Genomic DNA, 15,503 nt, shown 5'->3' with positions numbered 1-15,503 from the left:
GGAACGACGCACGACCCTACGGGTCGTAAAGACGATAAAGCCCTACGGGCTTTCAACCCCATTCCTTCGGAATGGGGTTGGGAATTCCTCCGGAATTCTCGCACCACACCGCAAAGCGATGCGGCCGGGTCCGGCGCCTGCGGGCCCTGGGGGTGACGGGAGGTCAAGGGAGAGTGGAGGCCTGCCCGCACGGCTCCGCAGTGCGGGCAGGCCTAGCCTCGGACGACACGTACCGCAGCATTCGACCCGCTGTCACAGACAACTACGCACCAACACGAGGGGGTCGGTCGTCTCGACCGGAGCGTGAGCTGCGTGCATCATTCTCGGCCGTAGCTAAGAACTGGACTCAGCACGCACCACCTTGCATCACTAACAGTCCGGGGTAGAGACCGTTAATTTCGATGGTCCCCGCCGAATGCTCAGACGTACGCACGTGTGGTGAATCAGCGAACCTGCGCAGTACTCAACCAACCTGCGCAGTGCACCCCTGCTCCCAGTTTTTACAGACGGCGACGCTGGCGCCCTCATCCCCCGACAGGTATGCGATGCCACCTCAGTTAGCAGAGCCTGAGAGAGACTTCGGGATGCAGCGGCAGTTCTTCACCCCATCGTGTGGCTCGTCCTACCTGCGCATTGCTCAGATAGGTCGGCCGTCCTCCACTGAAGGAGAAGGCGGCCTGCCTGCGGCCTCGCCTTGGATCGACAGAGGGGGCGGGGTGCATCCGCGTCATGTGAGCGTGCGATTTGTGGGACCCGACGGGGGCATGGCCCAGCTGCCGTGGCGGACTAGGGCCGGGGAGCTCCGGCCCATGGAGTACCCGGCCGTACGCGGCTTCCCCGTACGGCGCGGACGGCTGCTGGCTCCGGGATGGTGGTGGTCCGCGACCACCGGCCGTCTCATCGGATACGGGAGCGCTGCGATGCGGGACGCGGTCATGCTGCTCGACCGGGATCCGCAGGTGGTGGGCATCGCATGCCGGCCGGTGGAGTTCGAGTGGGAAGAGCACGGAAGGCTTGTCACCCACGCCCCTGACCTGGCCGTGGCTCTGGCCGGCGGCACGGTGCACCTTGTGGATTGCCCCGGACGCGGCGGCCCCTCCAGGCGACTCGCAGGCCGGGCCCGGGTAATTGAAGCGTGTGCTCGGGAAGCAGGGTGGGAGCACCGGTTCGCGGTTGCTGCGGATCCGGTGGTCACGGCCAACGCACGGTGGCTGTCGGGCTACCGGCATCCCCGGTGCTCCGTCGGGATCTCCGCCGCCCGGCTGCGGCGGGCATTCCCCGTGCCCACCGCGCTGGGCACGGGCGCGCTCCGGCTCGGGGATCCGATCGCGACGCTCCCTGCCGTGTACCACCAGCTGTGGCACAGCCTGCTGACCATGGACTGGGACCGTCCCCTGAACGAGGAGACTCTCGTGACTGCAAGCCCTACCGGACGACGCCGGGGAGGGGAACGATGAAGCGGGTGGTGGACGTCGTCAAGGTCGGTGACCGGATCCGGTTCGAGGACCGGGTCCATGTCCTGGCCGGCCTGGACGGGACTCGCCGCCGGCTGCTCGCTGAGGGAGACGCCGGCGTGCGGGTGCTGCTGCTCACCCAGGTCCTCGGAGCTCCGGACTTCGATCTCCTGGACCAACCCCACTCCGCGCGCCAGCGAGTACCTGTCCACGGTCCGCTGGACGGGCTCGGCCTCGAAGTCCGTGAGAAGGCCCTGGCCTGGGAGCGGCACATCCTGGAAGTCGAGGCCGGACACGTCGGCCCTCGCCAGGACTGGCCGCCCCGGCCCGGGTACGACCCGGCCGTGCACTCGCTCGCCGAGCGGGAGGCGGCCAAGGCCGCCGAGCTGACCGCGGCCGGCCAGGCCGTCAGTGTGGCCACGGTGCGCAGGATGCGGGCCCGCTACCGCGAGGAAGGGGTGTGGGGGCTCGTCGACGGCCGCAGGAAGCGGGAGCGGTCGGTGTTTGGCCAGGCCGACCCTCGGGTGGTCGCCGCGATCACAAGGGCGCTGACAGAGCAGCGAGGGCGGTCTACCGGGACGCTGAGCCGGCTGCGGCGGCAGGTGGCCTGGCTGCTGCAGGACACCCACAGTCCCGAGGGCGTGGCCGTGCCGCCCGTGGCCACGTTCAACCGCCTGGCGCGGGCCGTCGCCGAGCAGCAAGGGCTGGCACTGACCGCAGCCGGCGAGCGGCGCAGGGCCTCTCGGCCCGTGCCGGTGTTCACACCGACGCACGCGATGGCACCCGGTGAGCTGGTGATGATGGACAGCACGCTGCTGGACGTGATGGTCGTGTGCGAGGACGGGCGGGCGCGCCGACCGGAGCTGACGATGGCGGTGGACGTGGCCACCCGCAGCATCACCGCGGCCGTCCTGCGTCCCAAGGGAACCAAGGCGGTCGACGCGGCCGTGCTCCTCGCGCAGACGCTCGTGCCGCAGCCGATGCGACCGCACTGGCCCCAGTACCTGTCCATGGCCGCCTCCGTCATTCCCCACACCCGGCTCGTCTCCATCGACGCCCGCATGCAGGGCGCGGCCGCCAGACCGGTGATCCGGCCGACGACCGTGGTCATCGACCAGGGCAAGGTGTTCGTCTCCCGCTGCTTCCTCGCCGCCGCCGAGCACCTGGGGATTTCCGTCCAGCCGTGCCCGCCCGCGTCCGGGCACGCCAAAGGACAGGTAGAGCGGGGTTTCGGCACGATCGGCACCCTGTTCGCGCAGTACGTCGCCGGATACACCGGCAACAGCCTCGCCACGCGCGGCAGCGCAGTCGAGGGCGAAGCGTGCTGGACACTGTCCCAACTCCAGGACCTCCTCGACGAGTGGGTCATCGACCTTTTTACCGACCGCAGGAGCTCGTGAATCGGCTCTGAACTGCGACGAGTCATAGACTACATGTCCGCTGATGGCGACTGAAAAGGACCAGGGACACTTCTCGCTCGACTCGGTCCGGTTCTCAGGGACTGGGGAAGCTCACCTTGCATCGCTGGCAGAGACTCAGGCGGTGCCCGCGTTCGGCTTGTCGAGGAGGGCCAATTCCTCTTCGGTCAATCGCAGGCTTCCGGCGGTGATGTTCTCGGCGAGGTGTGCCGGGTTCGTGGTGCCGGGAATGGCCAGCATGTGCGGACCGCGGTGGAGGGTCCAGGCGAGCCGTATCTGGGCCGGTGTCGCATGGTGGGCGCGGGCGACGGAGTGGACGCGCGCGTCCTGTTCCTGTTCTGCGGCTGCCTCACGCCGCAGGCCGGAGACCGCGAAGAACGGGACGAAGGCGATGCCCTGCTCCCCGCACAGGTCCACCAGCCCGCTCTCGTCGGCGCGGCGCCAGTCCAGGCCGTAGGAGTTCTGCACGCAGACCACGGGCGCGATCGTTTGGGCCTCGGCCACGTGCTCAGGCAGGACAGCGGAGAGCCCGAGGTGCCGGATCAGGCCGGCCTCGCGCAGTTCGGCGAGGGCGCCGAAATGCTCGGCGATCGAAGCTGTGCGGGGGCCGCCGGCGCGCAGGTTCACCACGTCCAGGCAGTCCCGGCCGAGCTGGCGCAGGTTCTCCTCGACCTGGCCACGCAGCTGGTCGGGGCGGACCGTGTAGAGCCATTCGCCTGAGGGATCGCGCGCCGGGCCGACCTTGGTCACCACGACCACGTCGCCGTACCAGGATGAGAGGGCGCGGTTGATGAGCTCGTTCGCTGACCGCAGTGGCGAGAAGTAGAAGGCGGCCGTGTCGATGTGGTTGACCCCCTGCTCGAACGCGCTGTGCAGCAGGCCGACGGCAACATCGCGGTCGATCGGCGTGCCGTCGGAGTTCCCCATCATGCCGTTGCCCGTCAGCCGCATCGCGCCGTAGCCGATGCGATTCACCTCCAGGTCCCCGAGCCTCCAGGTCCCTGCTGCCGCCGCTGTGCTCACCGTGCTCCTTCACCCGTCGGTTCGTCAGATCCCGGAGTATGGGGCCGTCACGGTGTGCTGCGACAGGTCAACGAGCTGGGCGAAACGTCACATCCCTATCGGGAACTAACGTTCTTCGCAGGGCCGTTGGACCTGACGAGAGAGCATCGGGCAGGGCGAAATTTCGGACCTTGTGCTGCTGTCCCGGCGAGGTGGCAGACGATGGTGGCTGCGTTCAGCGCGGCCGGACAAGGTGATCACCACCCCATGGGACGGCCCGTCCACCGGGACGGTGGACGGGCCGTGAAGTGCCTGGGCCGAAGGGATCAGGACTTTGGTGCTGGTTCGGTGATGTGGGCTTCGAGGTCGGCGACACGCCGGTCCTGGAAGCGCAGGTTGGAGCGGGCGGCCTTGAGGCGCTCGTCGAGGGTGCGGTTGTCGGTGGTGAGCTGGCGGACCCGCTGCTTGAGGGTGGTGTTCTCGGTGGTGATCCTTTGGATGGCTTCCTCGGTCCATTCGGCCTGCAAGTCTCGGATCTGGCCCAGGAGTTCGCCGATACGGGTGCGCTGGGCGAGGATCTCGGCGTGGGCGGCCCTGAGCGCATCCTCGGTGTTGAGGGCTCGTTCACGCCAGGTTGCCTCGTGCTCGTCGTCCTGGTCGGCGAGCATCTGGGACCGGCGTTCACCGGCCTCGGTCATCGCAGAGGCGACTGCCATCCTGGCCTCGACGTTGTCGTAGATGAAGGTGCGCGAGACGTCCGCTCGGCGGGCGACGGCGGCAACACTGACCTGGGCTTTCTCGCGTCGGAGCCGAGTGATGGCCTGGTGGACGCGCTCAAGGGCGGCTTCGGTCTTGCGTCGGCGGGCGGTCAGGGCCGCCGCGGTGCGGGGTTCGGGAACGGTGGCGGTGTTCATGCAGCGTCCTGTTCGGGGTCGTCGCCGTCGGCTGTGCACGTATCGCTGTACTCGTCCGGCTTGTCGCTGCCCGCGTGGGCGAGGTCGGTGGCGCGGAAGGCGGTGGACCACACGCGGTGGAAGTAGTCCTGGGGTTTGCGCAGGTCCAGGGCGAGGGCGTCGTCAAGAAGGCCAAGGCCGGCCAGGGCCTTCTCCAGGCCGTCGATGGCGCGGGCGGTCGGCTCGAAGTAGCGGTGGAGGTAGTCGGCGGTGGCGTCGTCCGGGGCACCCTCGGCCAGCAGCCGCCACTGCTCACGCTTGCGACGCCAATAGAGCAGGTCGGCGCCGGACAACACGAACTTGTCGCAGGAGTGGCAGTTGAGGCTCCAGGGGCAGTCGCCGCCGTCGACGACGGGCTGGAAGGTGCAGAAGCCGCCCTCGGCAGGGGTGCTGCGGCGACCAAGGTCGATCGCGAGGGCCATGGCATGCTCTCGGGTGAGCGGGGTGAGGTCCTCGGTGAGGACTTCGCCGGGGCTGGCGGCTCCGGGGCCGGCCACCCAGATGTGCTGGAGCACGCTCTCCAGGTCGGACTGCGCGAGATGGACGTAGTGCTCGGCCATGCGCTCGGAGACCTGACCGAGGTAGCGGCGGATGTGGGTCAGGCTCGCTCCGGCTTGCAGCAGGCTGGTGGCCAACGAGTGCCGGGCTTGGTGGGGCACCCACCGGCCGATGTCGAGATCGTTGATCCATGCTTTGAAGCCCCGGTGGAACCACTGGTAGGACAGGGGCCGACGGCTATCGCTGTTGCGCTGGTTGCTGGGGAACAGTGGCAGATGGGCGCGTTCCTCGAGGGTCGGCGGGCGGTTGTGGCGAGTGGCGAACAACGCCAGGGTCTTGCGTTGTCGAGCTTCCAGCCGCTGATGGAGCTGTTCGGGGATGCGGATCGCGGCGTCGTAGTTGCCGACCTTCGTCTGATCGTGCCAGAGCATCGGGAGCCCGCCGTAGCGACCCAGACAATCCAGACGCAGTTTGATCACCTCGCTGCAGCGCCGTCCGGTGACAACGATGGTCTCCCAGGCGTCTCGGAGTCCGCGGTCAGCAGGGTCGTGGCAGGCAGTGAGCATCTGCAGGTTCGTCTCCGCGGCGAGCGCTTGGGCGACTTCGTCGGAGAAGGGGGTCCGTGTCCGGGTGATGACCCTGCCCGGAGAAGGCATGGCGGTGACGAAACCCCGGTCGAGGCCGAGACGTCCTGCCTCGCCGGATTCCAGGGCTTCCAGGAGGATCCGCCGGGTGCGGGTAAAGACCATCTGACGGGTGTACGCGGTCACGATGGACGGTTTGCCATGCAAGCCTTTCACTCCCAGGGACGGCAACCCGTCCAGCTCGCGAAGCCGTTGGTCAGCGGCGAAGTCGTGAACGTGGTGCGGCCGAAGCAGCCGTGGGTCATGACCACCGCCGGGGGCCTGGATCTCCAGGAAGGCGCTGAGTTCGGTGCAGGCTCGCCGGGTGCCGTCGAAGGTGTGACCTGAGCGTGGGCAGCTCGGGGATCGCAGTATCGCGGCGAAATAATCCCAGGCCAGATCGCGGAGCCATCGCTGAGATATCGAGGTCAGGTCGATGCGTGGCGACCGGTTGTTCAGCCTGCGGCCGAAGTGCTCCGTGTTCAGGTAACCCTGCTCGCGGGTCTGCTCCGGCGTCACATAGAGCGGGGTGAGCAGGTCGATGAGGATCCCAGCGAGGTAGGAGGCATCCCGGCCGGCTGTGGTCAGCCGACCCCCTTCCTCGTCCGAGGATCCGCTGTCGGCAGTCAAGTCGGTGAGCGAGTGAAATCCGTGGTCGCGGCAGTAGTCCGCCAGGCTCTGGATCTGGGTGAGTTCCCAGCGCCTGGCCGATCCACGGGCATGGACGAACAGTCCCCACTGAATCTCGGCTCTCAGGAGCGGGTGCAGGCCGCGGAGGTTGATCTGACCCGGTCGGGATACCGGCGCCGTCCTTGAGCACCACCACCGGAAGTCCGACTCGTTGTCGTATTCGACCGGTACTGGTGACCCGACCCGCTCGTAGCGGTTGCCCCACTGCGCGGGCAGCACCGCCCCGCCCGGCCGTCCCTCTCTGAGATAGCGCCGGCGGTGCCGATAGCAGAGCCCCAGGGGCGATTCCGCCAGGTCAGGGCAGACCACGGCTTTGCAACGTCCATATCCGGGCCGGGGCATCTGCTTGGCCAGCCAGGCATCGAAGTCGGCGGCGTCTCCGTGCCGGTCGCGGTAGTGATACCAGCTGAACTGATGGTGGTGACACAATTCCAAGGTCAACTGGCGTGACGGCCGCTCGGGACAGAGCCGGCACGGTCGTTCGCGCAGTTCCTCACCGTGCCCGACCAGATCGGCGGTGCGCAGGAAGTCCGCCCGGGACTGCTCAGCGCGCAGCCGCCGCCATGCAGCCTCGTGGGCACCGCAGAGATCTCCACGGCCCGCCCTCGGCCGCTCACAATCGGTGACCAGACAGATCCATCGGTAGACAGGGTGGTCCGGTGGGATCTCGACGATCTCCGAGCGGAACACTGGATGGAAGGAAGGAGAGTTGACCAGCGCAGTCATGATCTCGAACCGGTCCCGTCCCTCCCGGACATCCCGCACCGGGGCCAGAGCTGTCTCGGTCACCGCGTCTCACCCCAGACCGCGCGCAGAGCGGAGTCGAAGGCGGGGTCGTGGACGTCGACGTGTCCGTAGACCTCGTCGACCGTGGCAGCCGAGGCCCAGCCGCCGGCATCCCGGGCGATCAGCAGGTTGCCGTCGGCAGCGTCGAGGACCGCAGAAGTGAACGAATGCCGGAAGGCATGGGGTTTCACCAGCCCGAGCCCGGCGCGTTTCCCGGCCCGGCCGAGCATCCGTCGGGCCCCGACCGTCGCCCACGGCTGTCCGGCGCAGGCGCCGTGCAACTGGACCAGGAGCATGCCGTGTCCGGCTTCGCGCGGGTACTCGCTGGTGAGGTACTCGAAGTAGGAGTGCACCATCGCCGGACTGACCCGCTTGATCAGCCCGCCGGTAACCGTGCTGTGCTCGACCCGCCAGGAGTGCTTGGTCTTGGCCTCGGCCCGGTTCGGATTACCGGGCCGGTGACAAACGTGAAGGTGAGGGGCGCGACACTCGCCGCAGGCTGCATTCTCGCGCAGGTGCAGGTCCACCAGGTGCAGCCCGCAGAGCTCGCCGATCCGCAGGCCACCGTCGGCCAGCCAGGTCACCACCATCCGGTCCCGGGCCGAGTTCACCGTCGCCAGCAGCTTCTCCCTCGCCCCGTCGGGCAGCATCTTCGGGTGCCGGCGGTAAGGTCCCTTCGGCGCGAGCGGGTTCGCCGGCATCACGGATTTCACGTGCCCGAGCAGCGAGCGGCGACGGTCCACCCGTGACGGCAGTCGCGTGCCGTCGAGCTTCTCACCGAGGTCCACGTTGACGCCGAGGGATGCCTGGTGCAGGTAGAAGCCCTTCAGGCAGGACGCCGCGATCGACAGCGCGGACCGGCCGTAAGGGCGCTTACCCACCCGCCATGGCTCCCCGAGCGGCATATGGACCTCGGCACCGACGACGCCCATGTAACCTTCCAGATCGCGCAGTTGGACCGTGTCGAAGGCCAGGCACTCGCGCTCCAGCCACCGCAGGTGGTCCACCAGGTAGTACGCGTATGTCTTCTGTGTGCCCGAGCCGTCATGGCGGCGCAGGAACCGGTCCGCCTCAGCGTGGAGGGTGCCCTCCGGCCAGACGATGGTCCACGACCTCCATCCGCCCTTTCGCTCGATCCGCTGGACCCTCAAGTCCCCGACCACAAGGTGCCGTACCACTCGTCCTCCGTACCGACTCCAGAACATGACGAACGTCCTGAACCCGGTCGGTAAACGAGCCCATGACGTCCACGCCACAGGCTCGAACGGACATCACGAACAGCACAAATCACGGTCGGTAAATGCGGGTGGCAGGAACGGCGCCACGAGCGACTGCGGCACCCGCTCATGCCCCGCCTGACCCTCACTCCTAACGAGATGTGGGCCGCGCTGACCGGCATCGCCGGCCACGTACCCGTCCCCTTGACCGGAGCCGACTGGATCGAGCTGCTGCCCTCCAGGCGGTGCGCGATCGGCGACGAGGGCATCCGGTTCGAACACCGCACCTACGACGGGCCCGCCCTCAACGGGCACCGCCACCGCTCCACCGCAGCAGACGGCAAGTGGGAGGTCCACCACAACCCCTACGAGCCATGGCAGTGCTGGGTCAGACTCCCCCACGGCTGGGAACAGGTCGTCTGGATCCACCAAGGACTGGTATCCAAGCCGTTCACCGACACCACCTGGCGACACATCCGCAACGTGGTCACACGACGTGGCAGCCGTGCAGAACACGAAGAACATCTCGCCCGTCACCTGGACGAACTCCTACGCCGCGCACACGCCGCAGACACAGGCATCAGCGACGCCGGCAGCTCTCCCCCGGCCACCAGCGCCCCGGGCATCCTCGACGCAGCCGCCCGTCCTGGCGCCACCGCCAAACGCGGCAAGACCGACCAGCCCGCACAGTCACGTCGGAAAGCGCAGGCGGAGCACCCGAAGCGACGGAACACGAACACGGATCTGCCAGGCAATTCCGCCGGACAGGTGCCGGACGAGGGCTCCGACACCGCCCCTGAGATCGCCGACTCCGCGACGCCAGCAGCAGCAGCAGCCTGGAACATCTTCGACGCACACAAGGAGGCGCAGCAGTGGTGACGCCCCCCGGCCACGAGACGCACGACGATCCGTATGCCTCCCCCACCACCTGGCGCGAGTGGACGCAGTTCGTCGACACCGAACCACCCTGCCTGCCCGGGACCGGCCCTTGGAGCGCCGAGGAACGCCTGGACTACCACTCAGGATTCGTGATCCTGTCCACCCCCACCATGGCCAGGATCTCCCTCACCCTGCGCCGGCTGATGATTCTCAACCGGCGGCACAACGGCACCGCCCGCCGGGGACTGCTGATCTCCGGGCCGCCGACCACGGGAAAGACCACCACCCTGCAGCAGCTCGGCCGGTCCTTCCACCTTGCCGACCGGGCCCGCCACGACGGCTTCGGCGAGCGACTGCCGGTGGTCTTCCTGTCCGTGCCACCCGCCGCGACCCCGAAGATGTTCGTCTCCGAACTGGGGCGATTCCTCGACCTGCCCATCGGCAAGGCGATGAACCAAGTGCGGATCACCGACATCGTCTGCGCCGCCCTGCACGATCTGGCGACCCAACTCGTCCTGGTCGACGACGTCCACCTGCTCAACACTCGCACCCGCACCGGTGCCGAAACTTCCGACCAAATGAAGCACCTCAGCGAACGCATCCCCGCCACCTTCGTCTACGCCGGCGTCGCCATCGAGGCATCCCCGCTCCTGACGGGAAGCCGCGGCGCGCAGTTGGCCGGGCGGTTCAAGATGGTGCGCAATCCACCCCTGTCGTACGGGAGCACCGCGCAGCGCACCGCCTGGGAAGGCCTGGTCCGCGGCATGGACCAAGCCCTGCGCCTCCAAGCACACCGCCCCGACACCCTCACCCGGCACGCCGCCTACCTCCACCAACGCACCGGCGGCAGGATCGGCAGCCTGTCCGCGCTCGTCCGAGAAGCCGCCATCGCCGCCATCCTCAACGGCAGCGAGAAGATCACCAAGCGGCTCCTCGACGACATCGATCTCGACGAACTCGCCGAACAGGCCACGCGCCCACCGGCACGGGCCTGACATGACCCGCGCGCACCGAACTCTCCCGCGCCCCAGCATCTGGCGCGTGGCCCCCTTGCAGTGGGAGACCACTACCTCCTACGTCCAGCGCCTGGCACGCCGACATCACATGAGCACCGCAGAACTGCTTCACGCCCTAGGTATCCCCTGGCCGACAGCCAATGCCGAATGCACCAAGCCGCACGGCCCCTACACCAGCATCGAGCTGTACCTCAACGCCCCCAGCCGCTGCCTGATCGCCGCTTTCGCCGGCATCCCCGACGAACACCTCGCCCACGCGCTCCCCGAATGGAACCGCTACCGCGACAGGCCCGACCCCCAGACCGCTCGTGCCCGGCTCCGACTCGCCTCCGCTCACGCCGTCCCCGGCTGCCCCCGCTGCACCCTCGCCCGCACCAGCGATCCCCACCCCGTCCCCCAGTACCTCCCCGACACCCACCTCATCTGCCGCCGCCACCACACCTGGATGCTCGGCCGCCACACCCTCGCCGGCATCCCACTGCCGGCCGAGCACGCCGACCTCGCACGCACCCCCGAAATCCTCGCCGCCCACCACATGCACCTCCGTTTCCTCCGGCGCTGGGGCGCAGCCGCCGACCATGCCCTCGCACTGGCCATAAACCTCACGGAGACCTGGCGGCGCGCCGCACCGACAGAGGAACGCATCTGGCCCGCACGCGCCCGCCGCATCGGCAACAACAAGCGCACTCGCCTCTGGTACGCCCTCGCCCGGGAAGCGATCACCTACCCCGAGACCATCGCCCTCGCCCAGTTCTTCGCCCGCCACCCCCGCGCGCTCCTCGCCCGCGAACGCCCTGGACGCACCCATCCCCTCCACACCGCCATCGCCGCTCTCCTCGGCCGGCCCTGGCTCGAGGACCCAGCCTTGTACCCGGACCAGTTCGAGAGCCGCATCAGATACACACCCGGCCGCCACCCCTACCCCCGTGGCCGGTGGCCCTACCGGCACAACCCGTACGGGCCGGGTCCCACCGAACTCACCGAACTCGGCTACCAACCACCCCGCCCAAGAGCGAAACCTCACGGACCACAGGGCCGGTAACCTCCAGCAGCTGCCACTTCGAGTCCGCACGGGACAGCATCTAACGTGCGTAACTATGTTCGATTAGTGTGGTGTGCTGGACAGATCAACATCGGAATCGGGAGACTGACGGCATGGCGTCCTCCGCACACGAGGCATCGGCGTCCGCCCTGGGCTACCTCTTCCAGGCGCAGTTCGCCCTGCTCGAGCTGCTGCGCGGACAAGAGGACCGGCCTGATGGGGCGATCAGCTTGGAGCTCCACGACGACGTGGCATGGGATAAGGATGGGCGGCCTTTTGACCTGTTGCAGGTCAAGCATCACATCCGCGGCGTGCGCACACTCGGCGACAAGGACGACGATGTCTGGCGGACTATCAAGTCCTGGATGGACACTCACGCTCCCGGCGATGAGAACGGCCCTGCACTGACACTGGTCACCACCCAAGAAGCCCGCCCAGGAACCGCTATGGCTGCGCTCAAGGCGCCGGCGCCAGCGCCCGCCGAGGCACTCAAACTGCTGACCGTCGCGGCCAAGGAGTCGACAGCCACAGGGACCGCGGCGGCACGAGCATCGTTCTTGCAGCTCCCGCCTTCGCAGCGCGCCGTCTTCGTGCAGCGGATGAGAGTCATCGACGGCACCCCGTCCATCGACGACCTCGACGCGCAGGTACGGGTGAAGCTCAGAGCCGCGCTCCCCGATGGGCACGCTGACTCCTTCATGAAGCAGTTGTGGGCATGGTGGTACGAACAGACCGTGGACATGCTGCAGAAGCGGCACACCAGCGTCTCCGTGACCCGGCTGATGCAGCGCATCAGCCGCATCCGAGACGACTACACCTCCGACAGACTGCCAACGACGGTGGACCGTGCGGACTTCCCCGCTGAGGCTGAGGCCGAGCTTTCCGACGCACACTTCATCCATCAGCTGCGCTGGGTAGGCGCCGGGCGTCAGCTGAACAAGGCGATGGTGGACTACTACCGCGCCTACACCCAGACCGTGGCCTGGCTCGAAGACGATCTGGTCGACATCGACGAGCTGGCACGGTTCGAGGGCGACCTCTCCGACGAGTGGCAGCGGGAGTTCGACTGGATGCTCGACGGCCTGGGCGAAGACGCCACCGACCGTGAGCAGGAACAAGCAGGCAAGGCACTGCTACGCAAAACCCTGGACCAGACCCGCTACCGGATCCGTGAGGCGTACGACGAGGCGTTTTTCTCCCGCGGCAAGCACCACGAACTGGCAGACCGCGGCCGGATCGGCTGGCACCCCGACTTCGAGGCACGGGTAAAGGACCTGATAAGAGCCGCGCGTGCCTAGCTGGACGCGGCGGCCGCAGGCCAGCGCCGCCTTCCTCAACCCCGCTCTCGTAGCCGGGATCGCCGCTACCGCGGCACGCGACTACGAGCGGGAGGCCTCCGGCAGGCTGATGCCGTGGCCCATGGCCTTCGTGGTGGCCCCGCTGGTTCTGCACCAGCCCACACGGCGGGCGCTGCCCACATCGACGCGCACCCATCTGACGAACTGGGTGGCGGACCATCCCGTGCTCGTCGCCGGCCTTGCCCCACGCGCCAGCTCGCTCGGACCCGCCGTACGGGAAGGCCTGCGCTTCGGGCTCCGCCACCAGATGCTCGCCATCGAACAGGGCTGCCTCAAGGGCAGGCTCGCGAAGTCCCGCACCGAGGGCGAACTCGCCGAGCTCATCAAGGCGGCTTCTCTGATAGGCCGTTGGACTGCGAAGTCCGACAATCCTTCCACCGTATTCGCGCTGCTGGGCGTGAGACCCTGATCGGGTGCAGATCCGGTCGATCATCCTCTACAGCAAGAGCGGCGAGAAGCGCGTCCTGGACTTCCGGCTCGGTGAACTCAACATCGTCACCGGGACCTCCGAGACAGGCAAAAGCGCGTTGCTCGACATCGTCGACTACTGCCTCGGCAGAGACGAGGCGACTCTCCCGGTCAGCCCGATCTTCACCACCGTCGCCTGGTACGCAGTCATCCTGCAGCTGACTGACACCCGCATCCTCGCCGCACGGCCAGCGCCAAGCCCAACGGCCAAGTCCGTTACCAACGCCATGTTCGAAGTCGGCATCGACCTTGGTGTCCCGGAGCTGGCGGACCTGCGCATCAATACCGACTCCGCCCAACTGCGTCAGCAGATCGGACGCCGGATCGGTATCGGAGACACCCGCAGTGAACCCGCGGCCGGCAGCCTGGCCGCCCCGCTCAGCGCCAATCTCGGTCACGCCGTCCTGCTCTGTCTGCAGAACCAGGACGAGGTCGCTTCCAAGAGGGTCCTGTTCCACCGCCAGAACGAGCGCGGGATCCCCGAGAGCCTGAAGGCCACGATCCCGTACTTCCTCGGCGCGGTCCCGGAAGACCAGGCGGCACTCCAGCAGCAGCTTCTCCAGGCCAAACGAGCCCTGCGCAGCGCGGAGAACCGCCTCAAAGCCGCCCAAGAGGCAAACCAGAACGTGGAATCACAGCTGCAGTCCCTCCTGGGCGAAGCACGCGTCCACGGGCTCCTGGTCGACGACGCCTTCAACAGCCCGGACCGGGACGCAGTCATCGAGGCACTCCAGCAAGCCTCCTCCTTCCGGCCGGCCCGGCGCGACGGAGACGAAGAGCAGCGCCGGCAGGAGCTCGTCCTCAACGAACAGACTGCCGCCCTGCGCCGGCAGCTGCGATCCCTGGCAGAAGAACGCCAACTCCTGAACGACCTGGGGAGCGAGGCCGTGGGCTACAGCGGAGCCGTCGCCCGCGGCATGTCACGCCTGTCCGCACTGAGCCTCGTACCCGACGGCTTCCCCGGAGAACACAACTGCCCCCTATGCGGAAACGAGCTCGCCGAGCCCGACCCCACCGTCGGCGACATGCACGCCACCCTCGAAGACCTCCGGGGCCAGCTCGACACCGTGCAAGCAGTCCAGCCCCGCCGTGAACAGGCCCTGCGCGAGATCGAACTGACCGCGACGCGCTTGCGTGAACAGCTCCGTGGCGTCGAAGGCGCCCTCAGCGTCATCGCCGAACAGCGCTCCGAACAGGCTGGCCTCCTCGGACAAGCCGAAACCCAGGCCTACACCCGCGGCAGGATCAGCGCCTACCTGGGCCAGATCAGCACCACAACCGGCAGCATTCACCTCCAGCGTCTCCAAGCCGATGTCGCCATCGCCAAGGAACTCGTCCAAGGCCTCGAAGAACAGCTCGACAGCGAAGCCATCGACGACAAGCTTTCCCACAGCCTCGGCTACGTCAGCGGCAAGATGACCAGCCACGCCAGATTCCTCAGGCTCGAGCACGGCGACGGCCTGGTCCGCCTGAACCCGAAGAAACTCACCGTCGTCACCGATACCCCCAACGGCATCACCGAACTGCTCCGTATCGGCAGCGGCAAAAACCACGTCGGCTACCACCTGGCCGCCCACCTCGCTCTCCACCAGTACTTCGCCGCGAACAGCCGGCCGGTACCCCGCTTCCTCATGCTCGACCAGCCAACCCAGCCCTACTACCCCTCCGACATGGCCAAGGCCCGAGGCCGCCTGGAAGACCTTGCCCTGGACGAAGACCGTGTGACAGTCACCGGCCTCTTCCAGCTCATGCACCAGGTCGTCACAGAGCTCTCCCCCCGCTTCCAGATCATCGTCAGCGACCACGCCGACCTGCCACACCCCTGGTACCAGGCATCCGTCCGCTACAACTGGCGCAACGGCGAAAAACTCATCCCCACCACCTGGCTCGACACCAACCCCACCCCATAGCCCCCGCCACCACATACCGGGGATCGCTGAAGCTGCGCAGTACTCAACCAACCTGCGCAGCCCCGCCGGCAGCCAAAAACACCACAGGTCAGACGGCTAGACCACCCCAACCCTGCGCAGATTCAGTGAGCCACCCACCCAAAAACCCGCTCACCCGAACTGCACAAAACGAGGTCAGAAGCATGACCA

General features: G+C 67.7%; 12 protein-coding genes. 8 read left to right on the top strand and 4 right to left on the bottom strand.

Annotation, left to right across the window (positions count from 1 at the left end; translation table 11 throughout):
* Nucleotides 1-764 precede the first annotated feature (764 nt).
* Complete coding sequence (locus JOC24_RS32220) at nucleotides 765-1,457, top strand: TnsA-like heteromeric transposase endonuclease subunit (RefSeq protein ID WP_205023986.1); 693 nt, start codon at nucleotides 765-767, stop codon at nucleotides 1,455-1,457.
* Nucleotides 1,454-2,854 (top strand): DDE-type integrase/transposase/recombinase, encoded by a 1,401-nt coding sequence (locus tag JOC24_RS32215; protein ID WP_205023981.1) that lies wholly within the window; start codon nucleotides 1,454-1,456, stop codon nucleotides 2,852-2,854. Before JOC24_RS32220 ends, JOC24_RS32215 begins: the two co-directional genes overlap by 4 nt.
* A gap of 135 nt (nucleotides 2,855-2,989) precedes the next feature.
* On the opposite strand, the gene JOC24_RS32210 is transcribed toward JOC24_RS32215, so the two are convergent.
* The 4 genes from JOC24_RS32210 to JOC24_RS32195 all read right to left on the bottom strand — a co-directional run bounded on the left by JOC24_RS32210 (nucleotide 2,990) and on the right by JOC24_RS32195 (nucleotide 8,575).
* Nucleotides 2,990-3,895 carry an oxidoreductase gene (locus tag JOC24_RS32210; RefSeq protein ID WP_205023980.1) on the bottom strand — a complete coding sequence of 302 codons (906 nt, stop codon included), beginning with the start codon at nucleotides 3,893-3,895 and terminating at the stop codon, nucleotides 2,990-2,992.
* Between the two features lie 305 nt (nucleotides 3,896-4,200).
* On the bottom strand, nucleotides 4,201-4,788 hold the full coding sequence (locus JOC24_RS32205; RefSeq protein WP_205023979.1) for a DUF6262 family protein: 588 nt from the start codon (nucleotides 4,786-4,788) through the stop codon (nucleotides 4,201-4,203).
* A complete protein-coding gene (locus tag JOC24_RS32200; protein WP_307792802.1) occupies nucleotides 4,785-7,427 on the bottom strand; it encodes a tyrosine-type recombinase/integrase in 2,643 nt (880 codons plus the stop codon). Before JOC24_RS32200 ends, JOC24_RS32205 begins: the two co-directional genes overlap by 4 nt.
* A complete protein-coding gene (locus tag JOC24_RS32195; RefSeq protein WP_239581346.1) occupies nucleotides 7,424-8,575 on the bottom strand; it encodes a tyrosine-type recombinase/integrase in 1,152 nt (383 codons plus the stop codon). Before JOC24_RS32195 ends, JOC24_RS32200 begins: the two co-directional genes overlap by 4 nt.
* 195 nt (nucleotides 8,576-8,770) lie before the next feature.
* Between JOC24_RS32195 and JOC24_RS32190 the strand changes: the two genes are divergently transcribed.
* The 6 genes from JOC24_RS32190 (at nucleotide 8,771) to JOC24_RS32165 (ending at nucleotide 15,314) form a co-directional block, all read left to right on the top strand.
* Nucleotides 8,771-9,520 carry a hypothetical protein gene (locus tag JOC24_RS32190; protein ID WP_205023978.1) on the top strand — a complete coding sequence of 250 codons (750 nt, stop codon included), beginning with the start codon at nucleotides 8,771-8,773 and terminating at the stop codon, nucleotides 9,518-9,520.
* Nucleotides 9,514-10,515 carry a TniB family NTP-binding protein gene (locus JOC24_RS32185; RefSeq protein WP_205023977.1) on the top strand — a complete coding sequence of 334 codons (1,002 nt, stop codon included), beginning with the start codon at nucleotides 9,514-9,516 and terminating at the stop codon, nucleotides 10,513-10,515. Before JOC24_RS32190 ends, JOC24_RS32185 begins: the two co-directional genes overlap by 7 nt.
* Before the next feature lie 46 nt (nucleotides 10,516-10,561).
* Nucleotides 10,562-11,578: a TniQ family protein gene (locus JOC24_RS32180; protein ID WP_205023976.1), complete on the top strand. Its 1,017-nt coding sequence runs from the start codon at nucleotides 10,562-10,564 to the stop codon at nucleotides 11,576-11,578.
* Between the two features lie 113 nt (nucleotides 11,579-11,691).
* Complete coding sequence (locus JOC24_RS32175) at nucleotides 11,692-12,876, top strand: ABC-three component system protein (protein ID WP_205023975.1); 1,185 nt, start codon at nucleotides 11,692-11,694, stop codon at nucleotides 12,874-12,876.
* On the top strand, nucleotides 12,869-13,345 hold the full coding sequence (locus JOC24_RS32170; protein ID WP_205023974.1) for a three component ABC system middle component: 477 nt from the start codon (nucleotides 12,869-12,871) through the stop codon (nucleotides 13,343-13,345). The genes JOC24_RS32175 and JOC24_RS32170 overlap by 8 nt, the downstream gene beginning before the upstream one ends.
* Before the next feature lie 4 nt (nucleotides 13,346-13,349).
* Nucleotides 13,350-15,314 (top strand): DUF3732 domain-containing protein, encoded by a 1,965-nt coding sequence (locus JOC24_RS32165; protein WP_205023973.1) that lies wholly within the window; start codon nucleotides 13,350-13,352, stop codon nucleotides 15,312-15,314.
* Nucleotides 15,315-15,503: the final 189 nt, after the last annotated feature.

It is taken from the genome of Streptomyces sp. HB132, assembly GCF_016909575.1.
GTDB lineage: Bacteria > Actinomycetota > Actinomycetes > Streptomycetales > Streptomycetaceae > Streptomyces.
The sequence above is the reverse complement of the archived record's forward strand: the minus strand, read 5'-3'. Positions and strand labels throughout refer to the sequence as shown.

Excerpts from the sequence above, each read along its gene's own strand:
- JOC24_RS32205 (WP_205023979.1), bottom strand. The coding sequence starts at position 4,788 with ATGAACACCGCCACCGTTCCCGAACCCCGCACCGCGGCGGCCCTGACC.
- JOC24_RS32220 (WP_205023986.1), top strand. The coding sequence starts at position 765 with ATGGCCCAGCTGCCGTGGCGGACTAGGGCCGGGGAGCTCCGGCCCATG.
- JOC24_RS32215 (WP_205023981.1), top strand. The coding sequence starts at position 1,454 with ATGAAGCGGGTGGTGGACGTCGTCAAGGTCGGTGACCGGATCCGGTTC.
- JOC24_RS32175 (WP_205023975.1), top strand. The coding sequence starts at position 11,692 with ATGGCGTCCTCCGCACACGAGGCATCGGCGTCCGCCCTGGGCTACCTC.
- JOC24_RS32190 (WP_205023978.1), top strand. The coding sequence starts at position 8,771 with ATGCCCCGCCTGACCCTCACTCCTAACGAGATGTGGGCCGCGCTGACC.